The sequence below is a fragment of the Streptomyces sp. NPDC036813 genome (assembly GCF_055609245.1).
On the sequence record NZ_JBVJPV010000014.1, the window covers coordinates 246,239 to 264,188 of the forward strand.

The 17,950-nt window shown below is 74.0% G+C and carries 14 protein-coding genes; 6 read left to right on the top strand and 8 right to left on the bottom strand.

What is annotated here, in order from left to right; translation table 11 throughout:
• Window positions 1-72 precede the first annotated feature (72 nt).
• Complete coding sequence (locus ACZ67Q_RS27925; protein ID WP_471187428.1) at window positions 73-3,207, bottom strand: acetyl-CoA carboxylase family protein; 3,135 nt, start codon at window positions 3,205-3,207, stop codon at window positions 73-75.
• 77 nt (window positions 3,208-3,284) lie between these two features.
• Between ACZ67Q_RS27925 and ACZ67Q_RS27930 the strand changes: the two genes are divergently transcribed.
• Window positions 3,285-3,926 (top strand): TetR/AcrR family transcriptional regulator, encoded by a 642-nt coding sequence (locus ACZ67Q_RS27930; protein WP_471187431.1) that lies wholly within the window; start codon window positions 3,285-3,287, stop codon window positions 3,924-3,926.
• Window positions 3,923-5,557, top strand: coding sequence for an AMP-binding protein (locus tag ACZ67Q_RS27935; protein WP_471187434.1), 1,635 nt, complete (start codon window positions 3,923-3,925; stop codon window positions 5,555-5,557). The genes ACZ67Q_RS27930 and ACZ67Q_RS27935 overlap by 4 nt, the downstream gene beginning before the upstream one ends.
• A 27-nt stretch (window positions 5,558-5,584) precedes the next feature.
• Here ACZ67Q_RS27935 and ACZ67Q_RS27940 read toward each other — a convergent pair whose 3' ends face one another.
• Window positions 5,585-6,061, bottom strand: coding sequence for an Lrp/AsnC family transcriptional regulator (locus tag ACZ67Q_RS27940; RefSeq protein WP_471187437.1), 477 nt, complete (start codon window positions 6,059-6,061; stop codon window positions 5,585-5,587).
• Window positions 6,062-6,324: 263 nt separating this feature from the next.
• On the opposite strand from ACZ67Q_RS27940, the gene ACZ67Q_RS27945 reads away from it, so the two are divergent.
• Both ACZ67Q_RS27945 and ACZ67Q_RS27950 read left to right on the top strand, forming a co-directional pair.
• The gene (locus tag ACZ67Q_RS27945; RefSeq protein ID WP_471187440.1) at window positions 6,325-7,821 is read left to right on the top strand and encodes an FUSC family protein; all 1,497 of its coding nucleotides are present in this window, start codon (window positions 6,325-6,327) and stop codon (window positions 7,819-7,821) included.
• A 189-nt stretch (window positions 7,822-8,010) separates the two neighbouring features.
• Entirely contained in the window at window positions 8,011-9,039 is a 1,029-nt protein-coding gene (locus ACZ67Q_RS27950; protein WP_471187443.1) for a lactonase family protein, read from the top strand.
• Between the two features lie 103 nt (window positions 9,040-9,142).
• On the opposite strand, the gene ACZ67Q_RS27955 is transcribed toward ACZ67Q_RS27950, so the two are convergent.
• From ACZ67Q_RS27955 to ACZ67Q_RS27970, 4 genes are all read right to left on the bottom strand, one after another.
• The gene (locus tag ACZ67Q_RS27955) at window positions 9,143-10,066 is read right to left on the bottom strand and encodes a sirohydrochlorin chelatase (RefSeq protein ID WP_471187446.1); all 924 of its coding nucleotides are present in this window, start codon (window positions 10,064-10,066) and stop codon (window positions 9,143-9,145) included.
• Window positions 10,067-10,218: 152 nt separating this feature from the next.
• Window positions 10,219-11,238 carry an N-acetylglucosamine kinase gene (locus ACZ67Q_RS27960; protein WP_471187536.1) on the bottom strand — a complete coding sequence of 340 codons (1,020 nt, stop codon included), beginning with the start codon at window positions 11,236-11,238 and terminating at the stop codon, window positions 10,219-10,221.
• Between the two features lie 221 nt (window positions 11,239-11,459).
• A complete protein-coding gene (locus ACZ67Q_RS27965) occupies window positions 11,460-12,137 on the bottom strand; it encodes a uracil-DNA glycosylase (RefSeq protein WP_471187449.1) in 678 nt (225 codons plus the stop codon).
• 113 nt (window positions 12,138-12,250) lie between these two features.
• Window positions 12,251-13,336 carry a WD40/YVTN/BNR-like repeat-containing protein gene (locus ACZ67Q_RS27970; RefSeq protein WP_471187452.1) on the bottom strand — a complete coding sequence of 362 codons (1,086 nt, stop codon included), beginning with the start codon at window positions 13,334-13,336 and terminating at the stop codon, window positions 12,251-12,253.
• A 268-nt stretch (window positions 13,337-13,604) separates the two neighbouring features.
• Between ACZ67Q_RS27970 and ACZ67Q_RS27975 the strand changes: the two genes are divergently transcribed.
• Window positions 13,605-14,174 carry an Rv1733c family protein gene (locus tag ACZ67Q_RS27975; RefSeq protein ID WP_471187454.1) on the top strand — a complete coding sequence of 190 codons (570 nt, stop codon included), beginning with the start codon at window positions 13,605-13,607 and terminating at the stop codon, window positions 14,172-14,174.
• A gap of 148 nt (window positions 14,175-14,322) precedes the next feature.
• Here the strand turns inward: ACZ67Q_RS27975 and ACZ67Q_RS27980 are convergent, their stop codons facing one another.
• Window positions 14,323-15,987 (bottom strand): acyl-CoA dehydrogenase family protein, encoded by a 1,665-nt coding sequence (locus ACZ67Q_RS27980; RefSeq protein ID WP_471187457.1) that lies wholly within the window; start codon window positions 15,985-15,987, stop codon window positions 14,323-14,325.
• A 74-nt stretch (window positions 15,988-16,061) separates the two neighbouring features.
• On the opposite strand from ACZ67Q_RS27980, the gene ACZ67Q_RS27985 reads away from it, so the two are divergent.
• Window positions 16,062-16,826 (top strand): PaaX family transcriptional regulator C-terminal domain-containing protein, encoded by a 765-nt coding sequence (locus tag ACZ67Q_RS27985; RefSeq protein ID WP_471187460.1) that lies wholly within the window; start codon window positions 16,062-16,064, stop codon window positions 16,824-16,826.
• 66 nt (window positions 16,827-16,892) lie between these two features.
• Here ACZ67Q_RS27985 and ACZ67Q_RS27990 read toward each other — a convergent pair whose 3' ends face one another.
• The gene (locus tag ACZ67Q_RS27990; protein ID WP_471187463.1) at window positions 16,893-17,699 is read right to left on the bottom strand and encodes a pectate lyase; all 807 of its coding nucleotides are present in this window, start codon (window positions 17,697-17,699) and stop codon (window positions 16,893-16,895) included.
• Window positions 17,700-17,950: the final 251 nt, after the last annotated feature.

Below are 17,950 nucleotides of genomic sequence, written 5' to 3' on the forward strand. Positions count from 1 at the left end.
TAGAGGGGAGAGAGGAGGGCGTCAACGGTACCGACGAGTTCGCGTCCGGCGGCTGCGACCGCCCCGCCCGTCTCACCAGGTGTCGACGAACGCCCTTCGCTGCTCGGCCGGTTCGGACCAGTCCTGCAGAGCGGCGCAGATCCACGCCCGGGACTGCGCCGGATCGATCACCGCGTCGATCTCCAGCGCCGCCGCCGCGTTCACCGCCTTGCCGTGCTCGTACAGTTCGGCGACCCGGGCCTCGAAGGCGCCCTGCCGCTGCGCCGGGTCGGCGATGGCCTCCAGTTCCCTGCGGTAGCCGAGGCGGACCGCGCCCTCCAGGCCCATGCCGCCGAACTCGCCGCTGGGCCAGGCGGCCGTGGCCAGCGGGGCGCGCGTCGAACCGCCCATCATCGCCATCGCCCCGAGACCGTACGCCTTGCGCAGCACCAGACTCACCAGCGGCACGCGCAGGTTGGCGCCGGTGACGAAGAGACGGGCGAAGTGCCGTACGGTCGCGGTGCGTTCGGCGTCCGGGCCGACCATGAAACCGGGCGTGTCGCACAGCGAGACGACCGGCAGCCCGAACGCGTCGCACAGCTGGAGGAAACGGGCCGCCTTGTCGGCGGCGTCCCGGTCGACGGCCCCGCCGAGATGGGCCGGGTTGCTGGCGATCAGACCGAGCGGCCGGCCCGCGATGCGGACCAGACAGGTCAGGACGCCCACCCCGAAGGCGGGGCGCAGCTCCAGCACCGAGTCGACGTCGGCCAGGGCGCGCACGGCCGCCCGCATGTCGTAGGACCGCCGCCGGTTCTCGGGCACGACGTGCCGCAGCAGCCGCGCGTCCGGCTCCTCCCAGCCGTCCTGCGGCCCGCGGAAGTACGACAGATAGCGCCGGGCGACGCGCACCGCCTCCGCCTCGTCGGCCACCGCGAGGTCCACCACCCCGTTCGGGACCTGCACCGACAGCGGGCCGACCTCCTCCGGCCGGTACACGCCGAGCCCACCGCCCTCGATCATCGCCGGGCCGCCCATGCCGATGCTGGCCTCCGGTGTGGCGATCACGACGTCGCAGCAGCCCAGCAGTGCGGCGTTCCCGGCGAAGCAGCGGCCGGAGGCGATGCCGACCAGCGGTACCCGGCCGCTGAGCCGACCCATGCGCTGGAAGGTGGTGACGTCCAGGCCCGCGACCGACGTGGTGTCCGTGTCCCCGGGACGGCCGCCACCGCCCTCCGCGAACAGCACCACCGGCAGCCGCCGCTGCTCCGCCAGCCCCAGCATCCGGTCGGTCTTGCGGTGGTTGTTCAGCCCCTGCGTGCCCGCCAGCACCGTGTAGTCGTACGACATCACCACGCACGCCCTGCCGTCGATGCGCCCCGTGCCGGTGACCATGCCGTCGGCCGGGGTCGAGCGGATCAGCTCGTCCAGTGGCCGGCGCCGCCGCTGCGCGGCGATCGCGAGCGCGCCGAACTCCGTGAACGAGCCCTCGTCGCACAGGTCGTCGATGTTCTCCCGTGCCGTACGACGGCCCCGTGCGTGCCGTCCGGCCACGGCCTCGGGCCGGTTCGCGTCCCGGGTGAAACCGTGCCGGGCGACGGACTCGGCCAGGTCGGCGCGGACGGCGTCCAGATCGACCGGCTCGCCCTCGGGCCGGGCCGCTTCCACGCCGGTGACCTCGTCCAGCGCCGCCAGCAGCGCCCCCGCGGCGACCGTCCCGCCCACGCGCGCGTGCAGCCGCCGTACGACTCCGGCGGCGGGTGCGCGGACCACGTGCTCCATCTTCATCGCCTCGATCACCAGCACCTGCTGGCCGGGGCGGACCGGTTCGCCGAGCGCCACGTCCACGGAGACGACCGTGCCGCCCATCGGCGCGGTGACCGTGCCGTCCTGCGGTGCGAGGGCCTGCGGCTCCGTCGCGCGGACGTGCTCGGTGACCACGCCGGTGTGCGCCCAGAACCTCGGCCGGGCCAGGACCTCGCGCAGCAGCGGGATGCCGGTGCGCACGCCGTCCACGGCGAACTCCGCCAGCGCTCGCCGGGCCCGGGCGCAGGCCGCCTCCACCCCGCCGTGCGGTGCGTGCGCGATCACCTTCGCCAGCAGGGCGTCGTAGCGGGTGCCGATCTCCGTCCCGGCGCGCAGCGCCGTGTCGACCCGGATGCCCGGGCCCGTGGGGACGTCGAACCGCGTGATCCGGCCCGACTGCGGCAGCACGCTCCCGTCGCCCGCCGTCACCTCGGCGTTGACGCGGGCCTGCACGGCCACCCCGCGCGGCGCCGGCGGCGGGCCCGCGAGCCCCACGTCGGCCAGCGTGTCCCCGGCCGCGAGCCGCAGCTGCACGGCGACGAGGTCGACACCGGTCACCTCCTCGGTGACCGTGTGCTCCACCTGCAGTCTGGGGTTGGCCTCGATGAAGCGGAACTCCTCGCCGCGAAGCAGGAATTCGACCGTCGTCAGGCTGGTGACGCCCGCGGCGCGCGCCAGCCGCAGTGCATCGTCGAGGACCTTGTCCCGGGCGGATTCCGGGAGTTCGGGCGCCGGCGCGATCTCGATCAGCTTCTGGTGGCGGCGCTGGGCGCTGCAGTCACGGTCCCACAGATGCGTGACCGCGCCGGTGGCGTCGCCGACGATCTGCACCTCGATGTGCCGGGCGCCCTCCAGCAGCCGCTCCGCGTACACCTCGTCCCGTCCGAAGGCCTGCCGCGCCTCCGATCGGCACTGCTCCCAGGCCTGCGCCAGCTCCTCGGCCGAGCGTGCCACCCGCATTCCGCGGCCGCCGCCCCCGCCGACGGCCTTGACCATCAACGGCCCACCGGCCAGCAGCGCGCGAGCCTCTGCGAGGTCCGAGGCCCCGTCGAGCACCGGCACCCCCGCCCGGGCTGCCAGTTCACGGGCGCGCACCTTGTCGCCGAGCAGGCGAAGGGTCCTCGCCGAGGGTCCCACGAAGCGGATGCCGGCCTCGGCGCAGCGGTCGGCGAAGTCCGCGTCCTCGCTGAGGAAGCCGTACCCCGGGTGCAGAAAGCCGCAGCCGGTCCGGCGGGCCGCCTCGATCAGCGCCCCGGCGTCCGGATAGCCACCGGCGAGCGGCACCGCCTCGTCGGCGAGCCCCACATGGGCGTCGTCGCCGTCGGCGTACACCGCGACCGTGCGCAGCCCCGCCTCCTGCGCGGCCCGCAGCACGCGGACGGCGATCTCCCCACGGTTGGCGACGAGGACGGCGGCAGAACCCATGGCAGCTCCCAGAGCGCGCGGACGACCGGCTCAGCCATGCTCATTGACATTGACGTCAACGTCAATACGCTGACGGCGTGGCACACACCCCGAAGACCTGGGCGGTCCGCACCGCCCGCGACCGCACCGAGGCCCCCGCGCGGGCCCGGCTGCTCGACGCCGCCGAGGCCGTCTTCGCCCGGCTCGGCTACGGCCCGGCCACCGTCGCCGACATCACCGCCGAGGCCGAGGTCTCCCGGGCCGGCTTCTACGTGTACTTCGCCTCCAAGGAGGACGTCTTCCGGGTCCTCGCGGCCCGCGTGCGGGACGCCTTCCTCGCCTCCCAGGAGGTGCCCGGGGTCGACACCGACGACGTGCGCGCCGTCGCCCGGGAGTCCGTCGCCGCGTTCGTCGCCGCCTACGCCCGGCACGCGGCGCTGATGCCGCTGCTGGAACAGCAGGCCCGCACCGACGACGACGTACGCGCCCTGTGGCAGGAGATCCGCGAGCGGCCCGTGCACCGCCACGCCCGTTACATCCGCCGCCTCGTCGCCGAGGACCGGGCGCGTCCGGTCGCCGAACCGCTCGCGGTGGCCCGCGCGGTGGGCGCCATGAGCGTCGAGTTCGCCCGCCAGGTCGCCGCCCGCCGGATCGGCCACGCGGCCGCCGTGCGTGATGTGACGGCCATGTACATGCAGCTGCTCCGTGTCGCCCCGAGACGTGAGGACGAGCCGCGATGACGCACACGCCCCGCACCGAGGAGTACCTGACCGATCTGCGTACCCGCTGGGCCCGGGCCCGGCGCGGCCGTCAGCCCGAGGCCGTGCGCCACCGCGCGGGCGAACGGACCGTACCCGGGTACGTACGGCACTGGGCGCGGGAGCGACCCGAGCAGCCCGCGATCATCGCGCTCGGCGGATCCCTCACCTACCGCGAACTCGACGACGTCACCGACCGCCTGGCCGGATGGCTCGCCGACCGCGGCGTGCGGCCCGGGGACCGGGTCGCCGTCTGCCTGCCCACCAGCGTGTTCTTCGCGGTCGCCTTTCTCGCGATCCTGCGGCTCGGGGCTGTGCACGTCCCGGTCAACCCGATGTTCCGGGCGCCGGAGATACAGCACGAGATCGACGACTCCGGCGCCCGGCTGGTGTTGTCCTTCGAGCCGCTGAGAGACGTGCTGGACGAGGCACTGGCCGGCCGGGAGGCGCACCGTGTGCTCCTGGAGGACGTGTGGCAGGAGGTCCTCGCCCACGCCCCGCTGACCGACGGCCCCGAGGACCTCGAAGCGCTCGCCGCCCTCAACTACACAGGCGGCACCACCGGCCTGCCCAAGGGTGTCGAGCACACCCAGCGGCACATGGTCTACACGGCCACCGCCATCCAGGCAGGTCTGCCCGGCGCCGAGGACGGCATCGTCTCGCTGTGCTACCTGCCCGTCTTCTGGATCGCGGGCGAGAACCTCGGCATCCTCGCCCCGCTCGTCTCCGGGGGCACCAGCGTGCTGCTGCCCCGCTGGGACCCGGCCGCCGTGCTCCGGCTGATCGAGGAGCACCGGGTCACCACCATGGCCGGCACCGTCGAGAACTACCTCGAACTCCTCGGCCACCCCGACTTCCCGCACCGCGACCTGAGCAGCCTCACCCACCCGCTCGCCGTCTCCTTCATCCGGGCGCTCACCCCGGAGGTCCGCGCCCGCTGGCGCAAGGCCACCGGCGCCGTCCTGCGCGAGGCGTCGTACGGCATGACCGAGACCCACACGAGCGACACCAGCACGCTCGGCTTCCAGGACGGCGACGCCGACCTGCTCGGTGACCCGGTGTTCTGCGGGCTGCCGGTGCCCGGCACCGAGTTCATGGTCGTCGACTTCGCCACCGGCGAGCCGCTGCCGCTGGACGAGGCGGGCGAGATCGTCGTCCGCGGGCCCTCGCTGCTCACCGGCTACTGGCGCGCGCCCGCGGCGACCGCGGCCGCGCTGCGGGACGGCTGGCTGCACACCGGCGACATCGGCAGCCTGGACGAGGACGGCTGCCTGCGCTACCTCGGACGCCACAAGGACATGATCAAGGTGAACGGGATGAGCGTCTTCCCGACCGAGATCGAGACCTACCTCGCCCGCCATCCCGACGTGCTCGCCGCGGCCGTCGTCGCCGTCGCCGACGAACGCAGCGGGCAGCTGCCGTACGCCTACGTCACCACCGCGCCCGGCGCCACGCTCACCGCCGAGGAGCTGCGCGGCTGGGCGGGCGAGACGATGGCCGCGTACAAGGTGCCGCTGGTCGAGATCGTTCCCCGACTGCCGCTGACCCCGACCGGCAAGATCAGGAAGACGGAGCTGGCCGCGCGGGCCCGTGGCAGCCGGCCCGCGCCCTGACGTACGTCACCGAGCCGTCCGGCGTCCTCACTGCGCCGTCTGCCGCCCGATCGACTCCACCAGGGGCAGCAGACGGTGCGGGACGCGTTCGCGCAGGGCGACCTCCGTGCGGGTGCGCACCACGCCGGGCAGGCTGATCACCTTCTGGATCACGTCCTCCAGGTGTGCGTTGTCGCGTGCCACGACCCGGGTCAGCATGTCCCCGCCGCCGGTGATCGAGAACGCCTCGACGATCTCCGGTACGGCCGCCAGGGCGTCGCCCACGTCGTCGAGGTGGCCCTGCGTGACCTCGATGTGCACGAACGCCAGCACCGGGTGGCCCAGCGCGGCGGGGGAGAGGGTCGGGCCGGTACCGGTGATGACGCCGTCCCGCTCGAGGCGGTCCAGCCGCGCCTGGAGCGTGCCGCGGGCCACGCCGAGGATGCGGGCGTACTCGCGCACGCTCGTGCGCGGCTGTTCGAGCAGCAACCGCAGGATGCGGGTGTCGAGCTCGTCCACGGTCATGGTTCCACCGGTCTTCCAGGTCGTGCGGCGATCACTGCCGACTGTACCAATGGCTCAGCGGTGCGCTGGCCGGGCGGACCAGCGAGGCTGGTCCGTTGGCCTGTCTACGGCCGAAGAGAGACTGCTCTTATTGGGCCAATGGCCCAGTGCTCAGGTGAAGACTTGAGCCAGCAGCGGCGTTGATGCTCTCATAGTGAGGTCGATGGCGCTGCGGACCTCCGCGGCGCCTTTTTCGTGCGAGTGTGCCAAGGGGGCGGTAGACAGTGCTGAAGCGGGTGTTCGTGGCTCCGGACCCGGGGCGGGTGCGGCTGTGCTTCGCGGCGCGGGCCGTGCTCGGTATCGGGCTGGCCGTGATCGTGTGTGGCCTGGCCGGACACTCCCTCCCGGGCGCCGTCACCGGCGGACTCGCCGCGCTGCTCGCCCTGTTCACGGTCGCCGACGCCACCGTGCGCCGCCAGGCCGTCACCACGGCCCTGCTGCCCGTCGCCGGACTGCCGGTGCTCGCTGCCGCGGCCGTGCTGCACGACCTGCCCGTCCTGCGCGACGTCACGTTCCTCGCCGTCGTCGGCGCGGGCGTGTACGCGCGCCGGTGGGGGCCGCGCGGGCACAGCCTCGGCGTGTTCGCGTTCATGATGTTCTTCATCGCTCAGTTCCTGCACGCCGGCCCCCGGCAACTTCCCGAGCTGTTCGTGGCGCTGCTGCTGTCCGTGGCGTCCGCGGCCGCGGTGCGCTTCGGGTTGTGGTGCTACGAGCGACGCCTGCCCCCGGCCGCCGCGCCCGCGCCGCCCGGCGGCGGCGTACTGGCCCGGGTGACCACCCGGCAGGCCGTCCAGGCGTTCACCGGCGCCGGGTTCGCCCTGGTCGTCGGCCAGCTGGTCAGCGGACAGCGCTGGTACTGGGCCGTCGGCGCCACCTGGTGGGTCTTCGTCAACACCACCTCGCGCGGCGAGACCCTGGTGCGCGGCTTCCGCCGGGTGCTCGGCACCGTCATCGGCATCGGGCTCGGCCTGCTCGTCGCCGTGCCCGTGCACGGGGCTCCCGTCCCCACGGCCGTCCTCGTCGCCGCGTGTGTTTTCGGCATCTTCTACTCTGCGGCCGTCTCCTACACCTGGATGATGCTCTGCGTGACGCTGCTGGCCGAGCTGCTCTACGGCCTCCTCGGCGTCCTCACCCCCGGGCTGCTGGCGCTGCGGCTGACGGAGACCGCCGTGGGGGCGCTCGGCGCCGTGCTCGCCGTGCTGTTCGTGCTGCCGGTCACCACGCACGCCGTCACCGACGCGTGGATCCAGCGTGCCCTGCGCTGCGTGCACGCCTGTACCGCCGAGGCCGCGGCGCGCCTCGCCGGCACGCCCGATGCCGACCCGGCGCCGCGGGTGGCCGAGCTGGAGCAGCTGCTCGGCCGGGTCCGGCTGTCCATCGCGCCGCTGGTGCACCCGCTGAACCCGATGCGCGGCCGCAAGGAGCGGGCCCGGACCGTCCTCGCCCTGCTCGACGACTGCGCCCGCGAGATCCGCGGCCTGGTCGCCGTCGCCGCCGACCCCGAGGCCTCCCACGACGCCCGTCTGGCCGCGGCGTGCTGGCGGGTGCAGACGGCGGTGGAGGCACTGACCGAGGGTGAAACCCGCGAGCTCGCGGTCTGTTCCCACCCTCCGGCCACCGAACCGGCCGCCCTCGCCCACCTGCACGGCCTGGAGCGCGCCCTCGCCGAACTGGCCACCCCGCTGCGCACCCCGTCGGGCTCACCCCTGGTGGGCGCGTGAGGGCGGTCGACGCGGACGCGGCGACACTCCCGCGGGGGCCGGAGCCCCGCTGACCCGGCACGGCCGGTGGACCGCGCACCTTCCGTCGTCCTCTCCGTCCTCTCCCGGCGATCTGGCCCTGTTTGGTCTAGACCGGGTCCGTCGGCTGCTAGCGTCGCACCCGATACCGGGTGACGAGAGGGGACAGCGGTGGCGAACAGCGGTCGGCGGGCGTTCATCGGGTCGTTCACGGCGGCCGGCGGCCCCGGCATCCTCACGGCGGCCGTCGCGGCCGGCACTGGCGCGCTGACGCCCCTGAGCAGCGTCGACGGCCTCCCCGACCCCTCCTACCTGGCCCTGTCGCCCGACGGCCGCACGCTGTACGCGGTCAGCGAGACCTCCGAGGGCGTCATCGCCGCGTTCCGAGTCGACGGCGACAAGCCCGAGCCGGCCGGCCCCCGCGTCGCGGTCGGCGGCGGCCCCACGTATCTCAGCCTGTACGACGGCCACGTCCTGACCGCCGACTACGGCTCCGGCAGCGTCACCGCCGTCCCCGTCCGCGCCGACGGGACCCTCGCGCCCGCCGCCTCCGGCGTGCTGCGGCACACCGGCTCCGGACCGCACAGCAAGCGACAGCAGGGCCCGCACGCCCACCAGGTGCAGCCCGACCCCAGCGGCCGCTGGGCGGTCAGCGTCGACCTCGGCACGGACTCGGTGCGGGTGTGCACCCTGGCGGACGGCAGCCCGTCCGTGCACCGGGAGTTCGCGATGCGGCCCGGCTCCGGCCCGCGCCACCTGGCGTTCCACCCGTCCGGCGGGTACGCCTACGTCGTCAACGAACTGACGCCCACGGTCACCGTCTGCCGCTGGGACGCCGCCGGCGGCGTCCTCACCCCGCTCGCCGAGACGCCCGTGCTGCCGTACGCCCCGGCCGGTGACGCCTACCCGTCCGGAATCGTCGCCTCGCCCGACGGCCGCTTCCTGTGGATCGCCACCCGCGGCGAGGACGTGCTGTCCGTCTTCGCGGTGGAGGGCGGCGGCGACGTGCTGCGGCTCGTCGGGACGGTGCCGTGCGGCGGTCACTGGCCGCGGGCGCTCAGCGAGGCCGACGGCGTCCTGTACGTCGCCAACGAGCGCTCCGGCGACGTGACCTGGTTCGCGGTGCAGCCGGCCACCGGGCTGCCCCGGCGCGGCGGCTCGATCGCGGTCCCCGCGGCGTCCTGCGTGGTCCTCGCCTGACCGCCCGGTCCGGCTCGTCGGACCGTACGCCGAAGGGCCCGCTCCCCTGTGGGGAGCGGGCCCTTCGGCTTTCGTCCGGGTGTCTCCGGGAATGTCGTACGGGTCAGCGGACCGGGGCGCCCTGCGCCTGCTGCGGCGCGATGCCCAGCGCCGTCGTGTACTTGGCCAGGGCCAGCTTGCCGATCGCCGGGTACGGGCCGAGCGCCTCGGCCGCCGGGCAGCCCGCCTCCTTGGCCGCCCCCTCGACCAGCGAGGCGTCGATCTCCGGGCCGATCAGGTACGGCGCGAGGGCCAGCTGCTGGGAACCGGAGGAGCGCAGCTGCTCGGCGACGTTCGCGATCGAACCCTCCTGGTCGAGGGCGGCCGCCATCACCGGCACGGCGAGGCGCGCGGCGAGCAGCATGCCCGTGATCCCGGCCGCCTGCACCGCCTCCTCGCCGCCCACGGCCGCGAGGATGATGCCGTCCGCGGCCGTCGCCACGGTGAACAGGCGGGCACGGTCCGCGCGGGCCAGACCGGCCTCCGACAGGCGCACGTGCAGCGCCTCGGCGAGCAGCGGGTGCGGGCCGAGGACGTCGGTCAGCTCGGCGGCGACCCGGCTGTCCATCAGGGCCTGGCGGATCCGGCGCAGCAGCGCGTTGTCCGGACCGGCCAGCAGCGGCACGACGACCGCGACCGGGCCCTCGGGCTCCTTGACCTCGAGACCGGCGGCGAGGGCCTGCTCGTAGCGGGCGGTGCGCTCCTCCGCGGCGTACACGAGCACCGACTGCAGCGTCGGGAACTCCGCGTCGTCCCCGTCCACGTACCCGATCCGCGCGTCCAGGCCGGGCAGCTCGGAGCGCGCGATGCTCACGACCTCCTCGGCGAGGCTGCGCGTGGCGGCGCCGGTCGTGCCCGGAACCGCGAGGACGAGCGCGGGCGCGCCCTCGGGAGCCGCCAGGGGCTCGGGTCGGCGGTGCCGCCCGGGCTGGCGGGGGCGCGGCATTCGTACTGGCAGGCCGGACGCGGGCCCAGTGGGGGAGCTCATGGCGCCGCATGTTACTGGTTTCCTGGGCTCCCCTGTTCGGGGAGGGTGCAGGTGAGCGGTATCCGTCCGGATTTGTCTGATGAGTTACGTACGGTTTGGAAGTGATCGGTGTCTGTTCCGGGCGACTTGTTCCGTGCGGGCGGATTGCCGGGTCACGGCCCCGCCGTATCCAGCACGTGCAGCATCGTGCCGTCGGCGGGCAGGGCCAGGGTGCCCAGGGCGAGAGCGGTGGCGACGCGGACCGCGCCGTGCAGGGGGTCGCCCTCGGCGGGCACCCGGCGCGCGTGCGGCAGCCGTGCGGCCAGTTCCTCCTCCAGGGGGACGAGCAGAGGATCGCCCGTCTTGAACAGGCCACCGGTGAGAGCCACGCACGGTTCCCCCGAAGGGGGGCACACGGCGGCCGCCGAGTCGGCGATGTGCCGGGCCGCCTCGCGCACAACGGCCACGGCCACCGGGTCGCCGTCGGCGGCGCACACCGCCACCTGCGGCGCGAACGAGGCGAGGACGGCCGGGCGGTCGGGGCGCGGGTACAGCGCGCCGGGCAATCCGGCGACCGGCCCGAACGTCTTCTCGGCGCAGGCCAGCAGCGCCGCCGAACCGCCGGGCCGGCCGTCGTGGGCGCGCAGCGCGGCCTCCAGACCGGCCCGCCCGATCCACGCGCCGGAACCGCAGTCGCCGAGCAGATGACCCCAGCCGTCGGCCCGCCGCCAGCCGGTCAGATCCGTGCCGACGGCGATCAGACCCGTACCTGCCGCGATCACCGCGCCGGGGCGCGGGCCCAGAGCGCCGGTGTACGCCGTGACGGCGTCCGCGGCCAGCGCCAGCCGCCGCACCCCCAGCTCCTGCCGCAGCGCGCCCGGCAGTTCAGCCCTCAGCGCCTCACCGAGGGTGGCGAGCCCCGCCGCCCCGACGGTCGCCGCGACCGGCGCCGACAGCCCGGTTTCGGCGAGCAACGCCCGGGTCTGCGGAAGCAGTTGGGCCAGTAGATGATCCGCGTCGATGCCCCGGTCACCGGTGCGCACCGGCTCACGCGAGGCCCGCTGCCCCAGCACCCCCCGCGCGACCGTCCCGACGGCCACGCGCAGCCCGGAACCTCCGGAGTCGACGGCGAGCACCACCGCATCGGCTTCGCCGGGGCGCGTCGCGGCGCGCCCGACCGGCTCGTGTCCCACCGCGTCGGCGGCTCCGGGTGCGGCCACCCGCCCAACGGGAGCGGCGGCACCGGCAGGCCGCGTGACAGGTCCAGGGGACTCGGCGGTCCCGTCGGGGCCGGGCGCCTCGACGCCCCCGGCGCGCCCTCGGACACCGGCGTGCCCGTCGGGCGCCGTGGCATCCCCGCCGGCGGCGTCGGCCGTGGGCGCGGAGGAAGCACCGCGCGCCGCGTCGGCCGGGGTCACGGCAGGCACCAGTCCACCGGCTGGCCGCCCTGGCGGATCAGCAGGTCGTTGGCCCGGCTGAACGGACGGGAGCCGAAGAAGCCGCGGTCGGCGGACATGGGGGAGGGGTGCGCCGACTCCACGCTCGGCAGGTCACCGAGCAACGGACGCAGATTGCGCGCGTCCCGCCCCCACAGGATGGACACCAGCGGCTTGCCCCGGGCCGCCAGCGCCCGGATCGCCTGCTCGGTGACCTCCTCCCAGCCCTTGCCGCGATGCGCCGCGGGCTTGCGCGGGGCCGTGGTGAGCGCCCTGTTCAGCAGCAGCACCCCCTGCTGGGTCCACGGGGTCAGATCACCGTTGGACGGGGCCGGCAGCCCCAGGTCGGCCTGCAGCTCGCGGTAGATGTTGATGAGGCTGCCGGGCAGCGGCCGCACGTCCGGCGCGACCGAGAACGACAGCCCCACCGCATGCCCCGGCGTCGGATAGGGGTCCTGCCCGACGATCAGGACGCGGACCTCGTCGAACGGCTGCTGGAACGCCCGTAGGACGTTGGCGCCCGCCGGGAGATAGGTGCGCCCCGCGGCGATCTCCGCGCGGAGGAAGTCACCCATCGCGGCGATGCGCCCGGCCACGGGTTCCAGGGCCTTCGCCCAGCCTGCTTCGACGATTTCATGCAACGGTCGTGGTGCCACGGGCGTCACCCTACTGCCGTACACAAGGTGACGATCAACCGGTGGCCAACACCCGCCCGCCACACCGTGTCCACTGTGTTCCCCCCCTCGTTCCCCCGTTCCCCCCATGGACCTCATCCGATCACGGCCGCCCGCACACACAGCACGTCCGGCAGATGCGACGCCAACTGCCGCCAGGTGTCGCCGTCGTCGGCCGAGGCGAACACCTCGCCGTTGCGGTTGCCGAAGTAGACACCCGCCGGGTCGGCGTCGTCCGTGCACAGCGCGTCCCGCAACACCGTGCCGTAGTGGTCCTCCTGCGGCAGGCCCGCCGTGAGCGGCTCCCAGCTCTTGCCCGCGTCCGCCGTGCGGTAGACACGGCAGCGCCGGCCGGCCGGCACCCGGTCGGCGTCGGCGTTGATCGGGAACACGTACGCCGTGTCACCGCGGTGCGGATGCGCGGCCGCGGCGAAACCGAACGTCGACGGCAGCCCCTCACCGATGTCCGTCCAGTGGGCGCCCGCGTCGTCGCTGCGGTACACCCCCCAGTGGTTCTGCAGGTAGAGCCGGTCCGGATTGGCCGCGTCCCGCGTCACCTTGTGCACGCACTGGCCGAACTCCGGGTTCGGATCCGGCAGGAACACCGCGGAGACACCGGAGTTGGACGGGACCCAGCTGGCGCCGCCGTCGGTGGTGCGGAACACGCCGGCCGTGGACACGGCCACCGTCACCGCCCGCGCGTCCCGCCGGTCGGTGAGCACCGTGTGCAGCCCCTCCCCGCCGCCGCCCGGCACCCACTTCGACCGCGTGGGGTGCTCCCACAGCGGGCGGACCAGCTCGAAGGTCTCCCCGCGGTCCTCCGAGCGGTACAGCGCCGCCGGTTCCGTGCCCGCGTACACCACGTCGTGCTCGGCCGCCGCCGGGTGCAGCTGCCACACCCGCTCCAGCGAAGCACCCGTGTCCTTGGGGAACTTGACCGCCGGCTTGGACGGCTCCTTCCAGGTGCGGCCCAGGTCGTCGGAGTGGAACACCGACGGCCCCCAGTGCGCGCTGTCGCCGCCCGCCAGCAGCCGCGGGGTGCCGCCGCGCGTGTCGATCGCGACCGAGTACACGGCCTGTGCGTTGAAGTACGGGCTCTCGTCGAATTCCCAGCCGCCGTCCCGCCCGCGCCCGATGAACAGGCCCTTGCGGGTGCCCACGGCCAGTAGTACCTCGGTCATGCCGAACACCTCCGCGACGTCTTTGTCCCAGACATCGGCCAGTGTGCACCCCACCACTGACAGCGGCCTCTCCGGAGGGTGTCGCCGCAGGTCAGAGCGGCGATTGTGGCAGACGCGGGCGGTGCGCGGGGCGTTTTCCCGACAACGCGTGCGGGGCGCGGACGACCGTGGGACCGTCGAAGCGCAGGGCTCGTCCTGAGCACCGGGCGCCCGTCCGCCGTACTGGAGGGCGCCGGGGATGCTCGCGCTGATGAGGAGGATGCCGTCGATGGCGGTCCGTGGTCCCGAGGTCTGGCTGTGGCGCTGGCGGCGCAATCCGCTCAGGCGCCGCGCCGACAAGGTGGAGGCCTGGGTGGTGCTCGCGCTGTGGACGTGCACCGTCGTGGCCGGAGTGCTCGCCGGGCTCGGCGCCTCCCGGTCGGTGGAGCAGGGGCTGGCCCGCGAGCGTGCCGAATGGCGTCCCGTCGTCGCCCGCCTCACCCAGCGGGCGCCCACGGCCGGCACCGGCGCCGACCACGTGTGGGCGGACGTGTCCTGGCGGGCGGCGGACGGCTCCGCGCACACCGGTCAGGTCCGGGTGCGGCCGGGCAGCGCGACGGGCGGCCAGGTGACGGTGTGGACCGACCCCCGAGGCCGCCTCGTCTCCCGCCCCGCCACCGCCGGACAGGCCCACCTGCGCGCCGTCCTGCTCGGCACCCTGGCCGGAGTGAGTACCGCGGTCGTCCCCTTCGTCGCCGGCCGCGCCCTGCGCAGCCGCCTCGAGCAGCGCCGACTGGATCAGTGGGAGGCGGAGTGGGCCCGCTTCGGCCCGCTGTGGGGGAGGGGCAGGACGGGCTGACGACCGTGGGACGGATGATCAAGGGAGCCGATGCCTTGGTGCCGTCGGTGCCGCTGCTGATCGCCGTGCGCGGCGAGGTGGACGCCGCGGCCCTGCCGCCGACGGAGGAGGGCCACTCACCGTCCCGTCACCCGACGGCCCCGCCGCCTCACGCGCCCTCCGCAAGCGCCCGCCCCAGGATTCCGTCCAGGTCCGCCGTGGCCGGCAGGGTGCCGAAGGCGAGTCCCCAGTCGCCGCCGAGGCGGGTCGCGCAGAAGGCGTCGGCCACCGCGGGCGGGGCGTGACGGACCAGGAGCGACGCCTGGAGGGTGAGTGCCATCCGCTCCACCAGGCGGCGGGCGCCGACCGGTGACGCCTCCCGCAGGTCGTCCCGCAGCCGCGTCACGGCGGTGTCCAGGCGCGCGTCCGCACCCTGGGCCAGGGCGAACTCGGCGAACAGGGCCTCCGCGGTCACCGGCTCGCGGACCAGGGCGCGCAGCACGTCGAGCGCGTTGACGTTCCCGGACCCCTCCCAGATCGACAGCAGCGGCGCCTCACGGTAGTGCCGCGGCATGCCCGAGTCCTCCACGTAGCCATTGCCACCGAGGCACTCCAGGGCCTCGGCGGTGAAGGCCGGGCCCCGCTTGGTCACCCAGTACTTGCCGATGGCCGTGGCGATCCGGCGGAACGCCCGCTCGCCCTCGTCGCCGCGCACCGCCCGGTCGGCCGCTCCGGCCAGCCGCAGTGTCAGCGTCGTCGCGGCCTCGGACTCCAGCGCGAGATCGGCCAGCACGTTGCGCATCAGCGGCTGGTCCAGCAGTCGCGCCCCGAAGGCGCTGCGGTGCCGGACATGGTGACCGGCCTCCACCAGCGTCTTGCGCATCAGCGTCGCGGAGGCCATCACACAGTCGAGCCGTGTGCAGTTGACCATCTCGATGATCGTCTTGACGCCCTGGCCCTCCGGCCCGACCAGCCAGGCCACCGTCCCGTCGAACTCCGGTTCCGAGGACGCGTTGGACCGGTTACCGAGCTTGTCCTTCAGCCGCTGCACCCGGAACGGGTTGCGGCTGCCGTCCGGCAGGATGCGCGGGACCAGGAAGCACGACAAACCCTCCGGCGCCTGGGCGAGCACCAGGAACACGTCGCACATCGGCGCCGAGGTGAACCACTTGTGCCCGCGCAGTGTGTACACGCCCGGCTCGGCGGTCGGCGTGGCCGTCGTCGTGTTCGTCCGGACGTCGGAGCCGCCCTGCTTCTCCGTCATCCCCATGCCCGCGAGCAGACCGCGCTTCTGGGCCGGCACCCGCAGCCCGGGGTCGTACTCGCGGCTGGTCAGCAGCGGTTCGTACACCTTGGCCAGTTCCGGTTCGCGGCGCAGCGCGGGCACGGCGGCGTAGGTCATCGACGTCGGGCAGCCGTGCCCCGCCTCGCTGTGCCCCCACACCAGTCCGCCCGCCGTCCGCGCGACGTGCGCACCGGGACGTCCGTCCGCCCACGGCGCCCCGGCCAGACCCTCGGCGACCGCCACCCGCATCAGGTCGTGCCACGCCGGATGGAACTCGACCTCGTCGATCCGGTCGCCGTACCGGTCGTGGGTGCGCAGTTCGGGCTCGTGCCGGTTGGCCAGGTCGCCCCACTCCTGGGCCTGCACGCCACCCGCCCGTTCGCCGAGCCGCCGGATGTCGGCCTCGGCCCAGCCGGCGCCCTCCCGGCGCAGACCCTCGAGCAGCGCCACGTCGTCGGAGGCGTCGTACGGCGCGAGCGGCGGCGGCTGGTTGGTGACGTCGTGCGTGCGGTACGGCTGCGGCCACGCGGAGCCCGGGAGCGAAGTCATAGCCGTCATGTTGCACTCTGTCTGCGATCGTAGCAATAGTGCAACAGCGAGCGGCGCGGTTACAGTACGTCCCCATGCGCAGCACGCACGTCTCGGAGGATCCGCCCGGCGGCGGCCTCGCCCTGCGCCCGCTCTCCGCCCGTTCGATCGTCCTGAGCCTGCTGCTCGGCGCCCATCCGCCGGAGCTGCCGGTCAGGGAGCTGACCCGCGCGGTGGAGCCGTTCGGCGTCGGCGGGTCCACGCTGCGGGCCGCGCTCAGCCGGATGACCTCAGCCGGCGATCTGCGGCGCACCGGCACCGGCTACCGCATCGGCGACCGCCTCCTGGAACGCCGGCGCCGCCAGGACGAGGCGGTCCGGCCCCGGACGCGCGCGTGGCACGGCGACTGGGAGATGGTCGTGATCACTGCGACCGGCCGTGGCCCCGCCGAACGCGCCGACCTGCGCAGCCGGTTGGCAGCCCTGCGCCTGGCGGAACTGCGCGAGGGCGTCTGGCTGCGCCCGGCCAATCTCGACCGGCCGCTGCCTGCCGGGCTCGCCGAGGTCGCCCAGTCCTACACGGCCCGCCCGGACCGCCCCGCACGTGAACTGGTCGCGCAGCTGTGGCCGTTGGACGCCTGGTCCGCCACCGCACGGGCCCTGCTCGCCCACGCGGACGAGGCCGACCGCCCGGCCGACCGGCTCGCCGCCTTCGCCGCGCTCGTACGGCACCTTCTCGCCGACCCCGTGCTGCCGTCCGAGCTGCTCCCCGAGGACTGGCCGGCCCCGGCCCTGCGGGCCGCCTATGCCGCGTACCAGGCGGAGCTGGCCGCCTCGGTGGGCCACGCCCGCACGGGGTGACGGCACCGGCGGCCGTACGAGGAGGGCGAACGCCTCCGCGTACGGCCGCCGTTCACTTCGGCGGGCTCACTTGTAGGTGATGTCGGACGCGGAGTACTTGCAGTAGGTGCCGTCGGGGCCGGAGCCGTTGGTGGTCGGTTCTTTGCCCGTGTTGTTGCCGATGTACTTCTGGCACGGGACGATCTTCTTGCTCGTGTCACCGACGAGGGTGATGTTCCGCAGCGTGGCGCTGTCGCCGTAGTTGGTGTTGATCCCGACGAGCGCGGTGCCCTTGTAGGTCGCCTCGATGGTGTTGAGATTGATCGTCCGCTTGTACTGCGTCCTGCAGTTGCCGCAGCTGCGCACCAGCTTGCCGAAGTTCTTCACCGCGAAGTTCGACACGTTGAGCGTTCCGGCGCCGTTGAACTGGAAGACCTTGTCGCCGGCCTCCTTCGCCCCGCCGCCCGAGACCGTGTAGACGTTGGACGAGGACGAGCCGAGGAAGGTGGCCGCGTCCTCGCCGACGTCCTCCCACCAGACGTTCTGCAGCGTGCAGCTGCCCAGACAGTGGATGCCGTCCGCGGCGGGGGAGCCGATGACGACGTTCTTCAGGACGGTCCCGGGGGCGAGTTCCAGGATCGGCCCCTGGTCCTCGTCCTGGCTGCCGGAGCCGAGGTCCCCGGTGCCGTACAGGCGTTTCATCCCGTAGTCCTTGGTGCCGGACAGCTCGATGGTCGAGGAGACCGCCTGGCTGCCGTTGGCGGTGGGCCAGGTGGCCGCGCTCGCCGGGGAGAGTGCGCCGCTAGTCATGAGCATGCCAAACGCAAGGCCGGTGGCGGCCAGCGCGCCGGTCAGTGCGCGCCGCCGGGTGGGCGTGGGTGTCGTGGGGGCCATGTCCTGAGTGCCTTCCTTTCCGTGGTCGGCTATGTGAAAGATGGACTGCAGGACGAACAAAGTGCGCGTGCTGTGAGCCGACCCCTCCCTTCAAGGGTTTTGGTCGGTCACATGCTTGAACGGACCGTAGAGGGTAAGCGCTTTCTGGTCAACGCTTCACGAGGGGCGTTATCAGCCACTGACGCCCCGCCGCGACTCCTCCACGGAACCGCGTGATGACGAGGCGCTTTGCGGGAACCCGGCCCTCCGGA